The sequence below is a fragment of the Kitasatospora sp. NPDC023120 genome (assembly GCF_055560835.1).
In genome coordinates this window covers 1-13,646 of record NZ_JBVHHY010000024.1, presented here as the reverse complement: position 1 = coordinate 13,646, position 13,646 = coordinate 1, and the positions used below count along the sequence as shown (strand labels likewise).

Annotated in this window: 6 protein-coding genes and 1 rRNA gene; 2 read left to right on the top strand and 5 right to left on the bottom strand. The window is 72.0% G+C overall.

The window, feature by feature from the left end; genetic code table 11:
* Window positions 1–354 precede the first annotated feature (354 nt).
* The 3 genes from ACZ3TI_RS30155 to ACZ3TI_RS30145 all read right to left on the bottom strand — a co-directional run bounded on the left by ACZ3TI_RS30155 (window position 355) and on the right by ACZ3TI_RS30145 (window position 8,697).
* Window positions 355–3,036: an FtsK/SpoIIIE family DNA translocase gene (locus tag ACZ3TI_RS30155; RefSeq protein WP_465731719.1), complete on the bottom strand. Its 2,682-nt coding sequence runs from the start codon at window positions 3,034–3,036 to the stop codon at window positions 355–357.
* Between the two features lie 147 nt (window positions 3,037–3,183).
* On the bottom strand, window positions 3,184–3,822 hold the full coding sequence (locus tag ACZ3TI_RS30150) for a response regulator (protein ID WP_465731908.1): 639 nt from the start codon (window positions 3,820–3,822) through the stop codon (window positions 3,184–3,186).
* Window positions 3,823–4,116: 294 nt separating this feature from the next.
* Window positions 4,117–8,697 (bottom strand): HAMP domain-containing protein, encoded by a 4,581-nt coding sequence (locus ACZ3TI_RS30145; protein WP_465731906.1) that lies wholly within the window; start codon window positions 8,695–8,697, stop codon window positions 4,117–4,119.
* Window positions 8,698–9,207: 510 nt separating this feature from the next.
* Here ACZ3TI_RS30145 and ACZ3TI_RS30140 point away from each other — a divergent pair.
* Together ACZ3TI_RS30140 and ACZ3TI_RS30135 are read left to right on the top strand one after the other, a co-directional pair.
* Window positions 9,208–11,769 (top strand): SpoIIE family protein phosphatase, encoded by a 2,562-nt coding sequence (locus ACZ3TI_RS30140; RefSeq protein ID WP_465731717.1) that lies wholly within the window; start codon window positions 9,208–9,210, stop codon window positions 11,767–11,769.
* A 291-nt stretch (window positions 11,770–12,060) separates the two neighbouring features.
* On the top strand, window positions 12,061–12,624 hold the full coding sequence (locus ACZ3TI_RS30135) for an acetate uptake transporter (protein WP_465731715.1): 564 nt from the start codon (window positions 12,061–12,063) through the stop codon (window positions 12,622–12,624).
* A 29-nt stretch (window positions 12,625–12,653) separates the two neighbouring features.
* Here the strand turns inward: ACZ3TI_RS30135 and ACZ3TI_RS30130 are convergent, their stop codons facing one another.
* Complete coding sequence (locus ACZ3TI_RS30130) at window positions 12,654–13,499, bottom strand: phosphatase PAP2 family protein (protein WP_465731713.1); 846 nt, start codon at window positions 13,497–13,499, stop codon at window positions 12,654–12,656.
* Window positions 13,500–13,559: 60 nt separating this feature from the next.
* Window positions 13,560–13,646 (bottom strand): 5S ribosomal RNA (gene rrf / locus ACZ3TI_RS30125); the annotation flags it as partial.

Below are 13,646 nucleotides of genomic sequence, written 5' to 3'. Positions count from 1 at the left end.
GGCACGCCTTTCGAGCGGATGGCCACCTGCTGGGGAACAGTCTAGGGGTGTGGGCGGATCGTTTCTCAAGCGGAACGGGACCGAATGCGTGCACCCGCTCCGACCGGGGTCCGACACCCCGCTGACCGGACGTCAGCGGAGCCGCGCGGAGGAACCCGGGGTTCGCTTTCCGGCCTGTGACGCGGCGTACGGACCTTCGGTTCCCCAGGGTTCCACGAACGGCGCCTACCCTCCTCCGAACGAGTGACACCTCGTCCGGGACACGGGCTCGTCGGCCCCGCAGAGGGCCCGCCCGAGCCCCGCGGGGCCGGCGTCAGCCCCTGCGGGGGCCGGCGTCGGCGCGGCCGGCCGAGGTCAGCCCCGCAGGGTGATCAGCACCCCGTCCAACTCGTCCGGCTTCACCAGGACGTCGCGGGCCTTGGAGCCCTCGCTGGGACCGACGATCCCGCGCGACTCCATCAGGTCCATCAGCCGGCCCGCCTTGGCGAAGCCGACCCGGAGCTTGCGCTGGAGCATCGAGGTCGAGCCGAACTGGGTGGAGACCACCAGCTCGGCCGCCTGGATCAGCAGGTCCAGGTCGTCGCCGATCTCCTCGTCGATCTCCTTCTTCGGCCCGCCGCCGACCATCACGTCGTCCCGGTAGACGGCGGTCAGCTGGTCCTTGCAGTGCTGCACCACCTTGGCGATCTCCGCCTCGGTGACGAACGCGCCCTGCATGCGGATCGGCTTGCTGGCGCCCATCGGCAGGAAGAGCGCGTCGCCCTTGCCGATCAGCTTCTCCGCGCCGGGCTGGTCCAGGATGACCCGGGAGTCGGCCATCGCGGAGGTCGCGAAGGCCAGCCGGGACGGCACGTTGGCCTTGATCAGACCGGTGACCACGTCCACCGAGGGCCGCTGGGTGGCGAGCACCAGGTGGATGCCGGCCGCGCGGGCCAGCTGGGTGATCCGGACCACCGAGTCCTCGACGTCGCGCGGCGCGACCATCATCAGGTCCGCCAGCTCGTCGACGATCACCAGCAGGTACGGGTACGGACGCAGCTCCCGCTCGCTGCCCAGCGGCGGGGTGACCTTGCCGGCCCGCACCGCCGCGTTGAAGTCGTCCACGTGCCGGAAGCCGAACGCCGCGAGGTCGTCGTAGCGCATGTCCATCTCGCGCACCACCCACTGGAGGGCCTCGGCGGCCTTCTTGGGGTTGGTGATGATCGGCGTGATCAGGTGCGGGATGCCCTCGTACGCGGTCAGCTCGACCCGCTTGGGGTCGACCAGCACCATCCGCACCTCGTCCGGGGTGGCCCGGGCGAGGATCGAGGTGATCAGGCAGTTGATGCAGGACGACTTGCCCGCACCGGTCGCGCCGGCCACCAGGATGTGCGGCATCTTGGCGAGGTTGGCCATCACGGTGTGGCCCTCGACGTCCTTGCCCATGCCGACGACCATCGGGTGCGGGTCCTCGGCGGCCGTGCGCGAGCGCAGCAGGTCGCCGAGGTTGACCATCTCGCGGTCCCGGTTGGGGATCTCGATGCCGACCGCGGACTTGCCCGGGATCGGGCTGATGATCCGCACGTCCGGGCTGGCCACCGCGTACGCGATGTTCTTGGCGAGCGCGGTGATCCGCTCCACCTTGACGGCCGGGCCGAGCTCGACCTCGTAGCGGGTGACCGTCGGGCCGCGGGTGAAGCCGGTGACCCTGGCGTCCACCTTGAACTCGGAGAAGGTGCCGGTGAGCTGGGCGACCACGTCGTCGTTGAGGGCGCTGCGGGCCTTGGCCGGGCCGCCGCGCTCCAGCAGGTCGAGCGAGGGCAGCGCGTAGGTGACGCCCTCGCCGAGCTGGAGCTGCTCCATCCGCACCGGCGCCGGGCCGTGCTCCTCGGGCGCGCCCGGGCCGCCGCTGCGGGCGGCCGGGACGGCGGGCTCCTCCGGCGGGGCGGTGTGGTCCTGCACCTGGTGCATCATGTCCGCCACCGCGGAGGAGGCGGGCACGCCGTAGACCAGCGCGCCGTCCAGGTCGGCGGCCGCGCCGGCGGCGAGGTTGCGGGTGGTGTACGGGTCCAGCGGCTCCTTGTCCAGGGAGACCCGAAGGGCGTCGGGCTGGTCGTCCGCGTCGCTCTGCCTGCGCCGGCGGCGGCGCCGGCGGGCGGCCACCTCGTCCGTCGGGTCGTCACCACCGGTGTCCACGGTGAACGGCAGCGCGTCGTAGTCGGCGTCCTCCGGCGGCTCGCTGGACAGCTCGCGCTCCGGCGTACGCCCGCCGCGCAGCTCGTCCTCCGGCCCGGGCTCGACCACACCGAGCCGTATGCCGACGCCCCGGACCCGCTCGCCGATGCGGTTGACGGGCGTGGCGGTGACCACCAGCAGCCCGAAGAAGGCCAGCAGCAGGAGCAGCGGCACGGCGAGCGCCGCCCCCGCCGCGGCCATCATCGGGGTGGACGCGGCCCAGCCGATGATGCCGCCGGCCGTCCTTATCCGGGAGGCGCCGCTGCCCATCGTGGGCGCGCCGCAGCCGATGTGGACCAGGCCGAGGACGCCGACCAGCAGCGCGCTCAGTCCGATCATGATCCGGCCGTTGGCCTCCGGCAGCTCCGGGTGGCGCCAGAGCCGGATCGCGATCCCGGCCAGCAGGAAGGGCACCAGTGCGTCGAGCCGGCCGAACAGCCCGGACACCACCGCGGTGGCGGCCGTGCCCAGCCAGCCCTGCGGGCTGAACCAGGTGCCGGCGGCGGTCACCAGCGCGAGCGCGAACACCAGCAGGCCCACCCCGTCCTTGCGGTGGGCGGGGTCGAGGTTCTTGGCACCGTCGCCGAAGCCCCGGAAGACCGCGGCGATCGGGCTCCCCAGGGCGTTGAGCGCGGCCATCAGCACCGACCGGGACGGCTTCGCGGGCGGTGCGGCCGACTTGGCCGCCGCCTTCTTCGCGGGAGCCGCCTTCTTCGCCGCCGCCTTCTTCGCGGGCGGCTTGCCCGGGGCTTTCGCCGCGGCCTTCTTGGACGGTCCCGGACTCGTCTTACGTGCTGCGTTCCCGGGCGTGCGAGTGGCCATGGGTCAGCAGCCTACCGGTGTGGACCACGGGTGCACATGCGCCCGAGCCGGGCCGCCCCGACGTGTCGCAGACACACCATCACCCTGACCGGGATTCACCCGGACGCCACACGGAACCACCCGGACGGGTGAACGTGGGGCAGTGGATCAGGAGCTTCCGGGGCGCATCGCGTCCAGCGCCCGGCGCAGCCCCGCGAGCTTGCGCTCCAGGTGCGCCGCGGTCGCCGCCACTCCGGCGTCCTCGACCCCGTCCAGCTGCTTGCCGAGCGACTCCGCCTGCTCCTCGACCGCCGCCAGCCGCGCGGACAGCTCGCCCAGCAGCACCCCGCCGAGGGCCGGCTCGCCGCCGCCCGCCTCCAGCTGCAGCCGCAGCAGCGCGGCCTGCTCCTTCAGCTGGCAGTTCTTCACGTACAGGTCGACGAAGACGGAGACCTTGGCGCGCAGCACCCACGGGTCGAAGGGCTTGGAGATGTAGTCCACCGCCCCGGCCGCGTAGCCGCGGAAGGTGTGGTGCGGACCGTGGTTGAGCGCGGTCAGGAAGATGATCGGGATGTCCCGGGTGCGCTCGCGGCGCTTGATGTGGGCGGCGGTCTCGAAGCCGTCCATCCCGGGCATCTGGACGTCCAGCAGGATCACCGCGAAGTCGTCGGTGAGCAGCGCCTTGAGCGCCTCCTCGCCGGAGGCGGCCCGCACCAGCGTCTGGTCCAGGGCGGAGAGGATCGCCTCCAACGCCAGCAGGTTCTCCGGTCGGTCGTCGACCAGGAGGATCTTCGCCTTCTGCATCAGGGCCCGCCCTCCTGTCGCCTGCCTGCCGCCCGGTGCCGGCACCCGCGTACCGCCCACAGCTACCCCGGTCATGCTAGCCGCACCCCCTCGCCCGGCACATCGCTCCGTTGTGACCCGATCCGGAGCGGCGCGCAGCCAGTGCTCCGGCGCACGCTCAGCAGGGCGTTGCCATCCGGTCACTGTTCGCAACGATCGGTGACCCTACCGGGTTCCCGGGCCCGACCGCCAGCAAACCGACCGACCGGCAGGCGCGAACCCCGGGGTCCGTCCCGGGATTCACGCCTCGCCCTCTCGTCACGCGCGGTCCCCGCTCAGCCACTCGCGCATCACCGACAGCAGGTGGTCGGTCTCCACCGGCTTGGTGATGTGGTCCGTGGCACCGGCCTCCAGCGACTTCTCCCGGTCGCCCTTCATCGCCTTGGCGGTCAGCGCGATGATCGGCAGGCCCGCGAACTGGGGCATCCGGCGGATCGCCTCGGTGGTCGCGTAGCCGTCCATCTCCGGCATCATGATGTCCATCAGGACCAGCGCCACGTTCTCGTGCTGCTCCAGCATCTCGATGCCCTCGCGGCCGTTCTCGGCGTACAGGACGGTCAGGCCGTGCTGCTCCAGCACGCTGGTGAGGGCGAACACGTTGCGGACGTCGTCGTCCACGATCAGCACCTGCTGGCCGTCGAAGCGCCGGCCGCCGTTGACCGGCCGGGGCGGCACCGGCTCCACCGGGCGGGGCCCGGCGGCGCTCTCCAGGGCGGCGTTGCGCCGGCGCTCCACGGCACCGCGGCGGCGCTCCTCGGCCAGCTCGCGGACCTCCTGCGCCCAGTGGTCGGCCGGGTTCTCGCCGACTGGCACCGGCAGGCCCACCGGGGTCACGCCGACCGAGGCGCGCGGCGGCTGGGAGTTCGACACCGGGTGGCGCTCGCCCGGGCGCGGCTCTCCAGCGTCCGGGGCCTCGGTGCGCAGCGGCAGGTAGAGCGTGAACGTGGATCCCTTGCCCAGCTCGCTCTCGGCGTGGATCTCGCCGCCGAGCAGCCGGGCGATCTCGCGACTGATCGACAGTCCGAGGCCGGTGCCGCCGTACTTGCGGCTGGTGGTGCCGTCGGCCTGCTTGAACGCCTCGAAGATCTCCCGAAGCTTGTTGTCGGGGATGCCGATGCCGGTGTCGGAGACCGAGAAGGCGATCAGCTCGTCGTCCGGGCCCTGGATCGAGCCGGACTCCAGCAGCCGCTCGCGCACGTGCTGCGGGACCTCCCGGCCGGCCGGGCGGATCGAGAAGTCCACCGCCCCGGCGTCGGTGAACTTCACCGCGTTGGAGATCAGGTTGCGCAGCACCTGCTGGAGCCGCTGCTCGTCGGTGTGCAGGGTGACCGGCAGGGTCGGCGAGACCCGGACGGCGAAGTCCAGGTTCTTGTCCAGCGCGACCGGCTGGAAGGTGGCCTCCACGTAGTCGACCAGCTGGACCAGGGCGATCCGGGCCGGGCGGACGTCCATCTTCCCGGCCTCGACCTTGGACAGGTCGAGGATGTCGTTGATCAGCTGGAGCAGGTCGGAGCCGGCGCCGTGGATGGTGTCGGCGAACTCGACCTGCTTGGGCGACAGGTTGCCCTCGTTGTTGTCGGAGAGCAGCTTGGCCAGGATCAGCAGCGAGTTGAGCGGGGTGCGCAGCTCGTGCGACATGTTGGCGAGGAACTCGCTCTTGTAGCGGGAGGCCAGGGCGAGCTGTTCGGCGCGCTCCTCCAGGACCTGCCGGGCCTCCTCGATCTCGCTGTTCTTGATCTCGATGTCACGGTTCTGCTGGGCGAGTTGCTCGGCCTTCTCCTGCAACTCCTCGTTGGTGCGCTCCAGTTCCTCCTGGCGCGCCTCCAACTCGGCGGACCGCATGGAGAGTTCGGCGGTGAGGCGCTGGGACTCCAGCAGCAGTCCCTCGGTCTTGGTGTTGACGCTGATGGTGTTGACGGTGACGCCGATCAGGTCGGCGATCTGGTTCAGGAAGTCCAGTGCGACGGTAGTGAAGGAGCTGAAGGTGGCGAGCTCGATCACGCCCAGCAGCCGGCCCTCGAACAGCACCGGCAGCACCACGATGTGGGCCGGGGAGGCCTCGCCGAGGCCGGAGGCGATCTTGAGGTACCCGGGCGGCGCCTCCTTGAGGATGATCGCGCGCTTCTCCACGGCGGCCTGGCCGATCAACGACTCGCCGGGGCGGAAGGTGGTCGGCATCGCCCGCCGCTGGTAGCCGTAGCTGCCGATCAGGCGCAGCACGGTGTCGTTCTCGTCGTCGTCCTCGGTGATCAGCTCGGCGGTGCGCCCGGCCGGCTGGGCGAGGAAGAAGGCGCCGTGCTGGGCGGAGACCACCGGGGTCAGCTCGGTCATGATCAGCGAGGCGACCGCCTCCAGGTCCCGGCGGCCCTGGAGCAGGCCGGAGATCCGGGCCAGGTTGGTCTTGAGCCAGTCCTGCTCCTGGTTGGTGCGGGTGGTCTCGCGCAGGTTGGCGATCATCTGGTTGATGTTGTCCTTGAGCTCGTCGAGCTCTCCCGCGGCGTCCACGTCGATCCGCAGGCTCAGGTCGCCCCTGGTCACCGCGGTGGCGACCTGGGCGATCGCGCGCACCTGCCGGGTCAAGTTATTGGCGAGTTCGTTCACCGACTCGGTCAGGTCCTGCCAGGTGCCGTCCACCCCGGGCACCCGGGCCTGGCCGCCGAGCCGTCCGTCGGTGCCCACCTCGCGGGCGACCCGGGTGACCTCGTCGGCGAAGGCGGAGAGCTGGTCGACCATGGTGTTGATGCTGGTCTTGAGCTGGAGGATCTCGCCGCGCGCGTCGACGTCGATCTTCTGCGAGAGGTCGCCGCGGGCGACCGCGGTGATCACCAGCGCGATGTTCCGCACCTGGCCGGTGAGGTTGTTCGCCATCAGGTTGACGTTGTCGGTCAGGTCCTTCCAGATGCCGGCCACGCCCGGCACGCTCGCCTGACCGCCCAGGGTGCCGTCGGTGCCCACCTCGCGGGCCACCCTGGTGACCTCCACCGCGAAGGAGGAGAGCTGGTCGACCATGGTGTTGAGGGTCGCGGCGAGCGCCGCCACCTCGCCCTGGGCGTCGATGGAGATCTTCTTGGAGAGGTCGCCGCGGGCCACCGCACCGGCGACCTCGGCGATGTTGCGCACCTGACCGGTCAGGTTGGACGCCATGAAGTTGACGTTGTCGGTCAGGTCCTTCCAGATGCCCGACACCCCGCGCACCCGCGCCTGGCCGCCCAGGATCCCCTCGGTGCCCACCTCACGGGCCACCCGGGTCACCTCGTCGGCGAACGCCGACAGCTGGTCGACCATGGTGTTGACGGTCGTCACCAGCTCCAGGATCTCGCCCCGGGCATCGACGGTGATCTTCTTCGACACGTCCCCGCGCGCCACCGCCGTGGTCACCTCGGCGATGTTGCGGACCTGGCTGGTCAGGTTGTTGGCCATCAGGTTGACGGAGTTGGTCAGGTCCTTCCAGATGCCGGCCACACCCGGAACGCTGGCCTGGCCGCCGAGGATGCCCTCGGTGCCGACGTCCCGGGCGACCCTGGTGACCTCGTCCGCGAAGGCGCCCAGCTGGTCCACCATCGTGTTGATGGTGTTCTTCAGCTCCAGGATCTCCCCACGCGCGTCCACCTGGATCTTCTGCGACAGGTCGCCCTTGGCGACCGCGGTGGTCACCTGGGCGATGTTGCGCACCTGGTCGGTGAGGTTGTTCGCCATGAAGTTGACGTTGTCGGTGAGGTCCCGCCACACCCCGGCCGCCCAGGGCACCTGCGCCTGACCGCCCAACCGCCCCTCGGTGCCCACCTGGCGGGCCACCCGGGTCACCTGCTCGGCGAAGCCGGAGAGCTGGTCGACCATCGTGTTGATGGTGTTCTTCAGCTCCAGCATCTCGCCGCGCGCGTCCACCTCGATCTTCTGCGAGAGGTCCCCGCGCGCCACCGCGGTCGTCACCTGGGCGATGTTGCGCACCTGGCCGGTCAGGTTGTCGGCCATGAAGTTCACCGAGTCGGTGAGGTCCCGCCAGACCCCGGCCACGCCCGGCACCTGCGCCTGACCGCCCAGGCGCCCCTCCGTCCCCACGTCCCGGGCCACCGTGGTGACCTGGGCGGCGAAGCCGTTCAGCTGGTCCACCATCGTGTTGACGGTGTTCTTCAGCTCCAGCATCTCGCCGGCCACCTCGACGGTGACCTTGCGGGACAGGTCGCCCTTGGCCACCGCCGTGGTCACCTGGGCGATGTTGCGCACCTGCGCGGTCAGCCGCCCGGCCATGGTGTTGACCGAGTCCGCCAGGTCCTTCCAACTGCCCGACACGCTACGGACCTTGGCCTGCCCGCCGAGCTTGCCCTCGGTGCCGACCTCGCGGGCCACCCGGGTCACCTCGTCGGTGAACTCCGAGAGCTGGTCGACCAGTCCGTTGACGGTCCGCCCGATCCTCAGGTACTCGCCGCGCAGCGGATGGCTCACCCCGTTGCTGTGCAGCGAGCGCAGCTCCATCTTCTGGTCCAGGTCGCCCTCGGCGATCGAGGTCAGCACCCGGCCCACCTCGGCCATCGGGCGGGCCAGGTCGTCGATCAGCGCGTTGCAGTTGTCGACCGCCGCCATCCAGGCGCCCTCGCCCGCGCCGGTCTCCAGCCGCTCGTTCAGCCGCCCCTCGCGGCCCACCGCCCGCCGGACCCGGGCCAGTTCACCGGTCAGGTGCTGGTTGCGCTCGGCGACCTCGTTGAACACCGCGGCGATCTCCGCCAGCGGCCCGTCGCCCGGAACCGTCAGCCGGCGGCGGAAGTTGCCGTCCCGCATCGCGGTCAGCGCGGACAGCAGCTTGCGCAGCTCGGCGGGCTCCGCGCCGCGGTTGTGGCTCACTCGCCGGCCGGCCGCGTTCCGCGGCGCGGTCCCGGAGCGGCCACCGCGCTGGGCGGGCGGCGTCGTACCGGTTGCGTCCTTGGTGGCCGAACTCAACGGGCCCCTCCCACATAGTGAACTGTCCGGTGACCGCCCGTGCCGGGCCCGGCACGCGCCCGGGCACCGGCCCGGCTGGGCTGCGTACCGGCGGCCTACGGCGCACCGGCACCCACACGACCGTACTGCCCGAACCGGTCATCGCGGACCCCCCAGTCTGGCAGCACTCGCGCCCGGTGTACGGCCGGTTGCGCACGGTTGGTACCGCACCGTCCGAAACAGGTGGGCAGAATCACCCTCAGGTGCCTGTTTCGACGCCCCGCCCCCACGGGGAACCAAGCGGAAAGTAGGGTGGAGCGCTGCACCGGGCCACGACCCGACCCAGCGCCGCCGCTCACCCCGACGGCGCGCACGGGGAGGTCGGCGCCGCACCCCGGACAGCCAGGGCAAGAGCAGCAGAGGAGAAGTGGCAACGTGGTCACCGCGCGCGCAGCCGCCACCTTCGACCCCGACGGCCGGTCCGCGGCCGCCGCCCGGGGCTTCGTCCGGGACGCGCTGCTCGGCTGGGGCCTGCCGGAGGTCGTCGACGACGCGGTCGTACTGGTCAGCGAACTGGTCACCAACGCCGTCGTGCACGCCGGCACCGCCGCCGAGGTCTGCTGCCTGCGCGAGGAGGAGACCGTCCGGATCGAGGTCACCGACCACCACCCCGAACGCGGCCTGCCCTCCCTCGGCGACGGGCCCGTCACCTCCTCCGACCGCTACGCCGACCCCGACGGCGAGGGCGGCCGCGGTCTGCTGATGTGCTCCGCCCTCGCCGAGCGGTGGGGCGTCGAGTACGCGGCCGGCTGCAAGACCGTCTGGTTCCGCCTCCAGCTGCCCGCACACGTGCTCGGCACCCGCTACGCCGTTCCCGCCACCCCCGGCAGCGACCTGCCGAGCAGCGCCGGGCCGGTGCACGTCGCCGTCGTCCAACTCGACGAGGACGGCCACGTCCTGGCCTGGAACCCGGACGCCGAGGCCCTCTTCCGGTACCCCGCCACCGCCGTCCTCGGCCGCCCCTGGGCCGACCTCGCCGTCTGGCCGCAGTCCGCCGGCCGCGGCCCCGGCCTCACCGACACCCTGCGGCTGGCCCGCTGGGAGGGCGGCTACGGGATCCGCTGCCAGGACGGCCGCGAGGTCGAGGTGTACGGCGTCCAGGTCCGCGTACGGGACACCGAGGGCGTCCCCTCCACGCTCTGCCTGCTCGTCCTCGAACCCGACCGCGCCGTACTGCGCTCCCCCGCCCGCGCCCTGCCCGGCGAGCGCCCCGACCCGGCCGGACCCCGGCTCGACCTGCTCGCGGGCCCGGTCGCCACCGACGACCTCGACACCTTGCTGCAGCGCACCGTCGAACGCGCCCGCGACCTGCTCGACGGCGACGCCGCGTACCTGCTGCTCACCACCGACGACGAGACCGAGTTCGAGGTCCGCGCCGCCACCGGCCTCACCTCCGGACACCGCCGGCACGCCCGCTTCCCGGTCGAGACCGGCAACCGCTACCACTCCGCCCGGCTGCCCTCCGTCCACGAGGACCTCAGCGCCCGCCCCACCGGCCTGCCCCTGCTCACCGACAGCGGCATGCGCTCCCTGCTGACCGTCCCGCTCAAGGTCGAGGGCCGCCTGATCGGCTCGCTCGGCATCGCCGCCACCGCGCCCGGCCGCTACGACAACGAGGACGCGCTGCGCCTGCAGTTCGCCGCCGACCGGGTCGCCCTCGCCGTCGAGAGCACCCGGCTGACCGAGCTGGAACGGCTGCGCCGCGGCTCGCTCTCCTTCCTGGTCGAGGCCTCCGACCTGCTCGCCGGCACCCTCGAACACGAGCAGACCCTCGCGCTGATGGCCCAGATGGCCGTCCCCACCCTCGCCTCCTGGTGTGCCGTCTACACCACCGGCGACCACACCTCCCCGGCCCGGCTCGCCTTCGTCCTGCACGAGGACGAGGACCGCATCGACCCGCTGCGCGACCTGCTCGACAAGACCCCCGTTCCCGAAGCCGGGCCCACCCACGGCGTCCGCTTCTGGACGGCGCCCGCCGACACCGCCGAGGCCGGCGGCCTCACCGACAGCCCCGAACTCGCCGGCCTGCTCGGCGAGACCGTCGCCATCGCGCTGACCGCCCGCAACCGCGTCATCGGCCTGCTGGCGCTCGGCGTCCCGGCCGGCGTCCGGTTCCGCCAGGAGATCCTCGAACTCGCCGAGGACCTCTCCCGCCGCGCCGCCCTCGCCCTCGACAACTCCCGCCTCTACTCCGAGCGCACCGCCACCAGCCAGGCCCTCCAGCGCAGCCTGCTCCCGCCGGACCTGCCGGAGATCCCCGGCGTCGAGGTGGACGTCTACTACCAGGCCGCCGGCGAGGGCAACGAGGTCGGCGGGGACTTCTACGACCTGTTCACCATCCGCGAGGGCACCTACGGCTTCGCCATCGGCGACGTCTGCGGCACCGGCCCCGAGGCCGCCTCGGTCACCGGCCTCGCCCGGCACTCACTGCGGCTGCTCGCCCGCGAGGGCCTGGACGCCCCGCAGGTGCTCCGCCGCCTCAACGCGGCCATCCTGGACGAGGGTTCGCGCAGCCGCTTCCTCACCCTGCTCTACGGCGAGCTGACACCCCTCCCGGACGGCAGCACCGAACTCTCCCTGGTCTGCGCCGGCCACCCGCTGCCGCTGCGGCTGCGCACCGACGGCCGGGTCGACCGCGCCGCCACCCCGCAGCCGCTGCTCGGCGTCATGGACGACCTCGACCTCACCGCCGAGCACCTGGTGCTCTCCCCCGGCGAGGTCCTGCTGTGCGTCACCGACGGCGTCACCGAACGCCGGGAGGGCCGACGGATGCTGGGCGACGACGGCCTCGCCGAGGTACTCACCGGCTGCACCGGCCTGACCGCCGGCGCCGTCTCGTCCCGCGTCCAGCGCGCGGTCGAACGCTTCGCCCCCGAGCCGCCGTCCGACGACATGGCGATCCTGACCCTGCGGGTGCCCAACCAGCGCCAGCCCTGAGCGTTGTGACGCGGTTGGTGAACGCTCCGCAGCTGACGCAGTCACAAATTGTTATCTTCACAATGGTACAAGCGCCCTGGGTGGGGTACACCGATCTCACCGGGGAATCCCCCGGCGGGGACGTGACCAGCGGCTCTCCGCTGGCCCATCACTTCTGACCCATCACTTCTGACCGCAGCCCGCGCACGCTCGCAGCCGTGCGCCCTCGGCGCGGTCGCGCGCATCCACTCATCGACACCCCACCACAGAGTCACTGCGCCCTGCGCGCGCCCAAAGTGAAAGGAGCCTCCGGTGAGCAACGACGCTACCGGGGCAACGAACGCCCGCTCCACGGGAGCCGACGCGGGTAACCTCGGGTACCTCGCCCTCGGCCTGACACTCCTCGCCTACGGTCTGCTCTCCACCGGCATCCTGCACGGCGCCGGCGTCGGGGACGCGGCCCGTCTCGCCCACCTGCTCGGCGGCGTCACCCTCTTCATCGCGGGCCTCTGGCAGCTCCGCGGCGGCGAGGGCTTCACCGGAACCGCCTTCACCAGCCTCGGCGCCTTCTGGGCGACCTGGTCGGCGGCCGGCGGAGCGGGCAAGAACGCCGCCGGCCTGTTCCTGCTCCTGTGGGCCCTGCTCGCACTCTCCCTCACCGCGGCGAGCTGGGGCGCGGGCCTGGTCAGCCGTGCCGTCTACGGCCTGCTGACGCTCTCCCTGCTGCTGTCCGCCATCGCCACCTTCGGCGGCTACGGCGGCCTGGCCAAGCTGGCCGGCTGGGTCGCGGCCGTCTCCGGGCTCGCCGCCTGGTACTGGGCCACCTCCGCACTGAGCAACGGCGCCTGGGGCAAGCTCGCCCTGCCGGTCAAGTGAGCCGCTGACGGTTCGACCGGCCTGTCGGCTCAGCCGACCTGTTCGAGCCGCTCCTCGGCGGAGCGGCGGGGTCGGGTCTCCGTCTCGGCGGAGGCCCGGCCCCGTCGGCGTGCCACCAACGCCAGTACGGCGTAGGCGAAGAGGAGGATCACGACGGCGACGATGCCGTCCGCCCAGAAGTGGTTGGCCGTCACGACGACCACCGCGATCGTCAGCACCGGGTGCAGCACCATGACCCACCGCAGCGAACTGCGCGACACCCGGATCACCGCGACCGCGGCCAGCACGCACCAGGCGACGTGCACCGAGGGCATCGCCGACAGCTGGTCGGCCACCACGACCCCGCCCACGGCGGCCCCGTACACCGACTGCCCGTACTCGGCGGCCACGTCGACGAAGCCGCTCTCCGGCAGCATCCGCGGCGGCGCCACCGGGATGAACTGCACCAGCAGACAGACCGCGGTCGTGATCACCACCGTGTTCCGCACCCAGGCGTACCGCTCGCGGTGGCGCAGGAACACCCAGAGCAGGACGCCGAGCATCACCGCGAAGTGCATGGCCGCGTAGTAGTAGTTCGCCAGCCGCACCAGCACCGGGTACGGCGTGACCGCCGCCTGCCAGGCCGCCTCGTCGGGCAGCCCGATCACCTGCTCGGTGTGGTGGATCCAGCTCGCCCGGTCCAGCGCGTGGTCCGCGCTCATCACCGACAGGTGCCCGACCAGCTGCCAGAGCGCGAACAGCGCCAGCAGCGTGCCGGCCTCCCGCAACAGCCTCGACAGCGACGGCTTCCGGACCCTCGACGCGACATACGCACCCGCGAAGAGGCCGGCCGCGGCGCCCCCGGCGGACTGCCAGGTCAGGGTCAGGTTCTGCATTGGCAGAGGGTAACGCAAAAAGCCCCCTCCCGGATGGGGAGGGGGCTTTTTGGAATGATTGTTCGGCGGCGTCCTACTCTCCCACAGGGTCCCCCCTGCAGTACCATCGGCGCTGTGAGGCTTAGCTTCCGGGTTCGGAATGTAACC

Coding starts and splice junctions, on each gene's coding strand:
- ACZ3TI_RS30155 (WP_465731719.1), bottom strand. CDS start 3,036: ATGGCCACTCGCACGCCCGGGAACGCAGCACGTAAGACGAGTCCGGGA.
- ACZ3TI_RS30130 (WP_465731713.1), bottom strand. CDS start 13,499: ATGCAGAACCTGACCCTGACCTGGCAGTCCGCCGGGGGCGCCGCGGCC.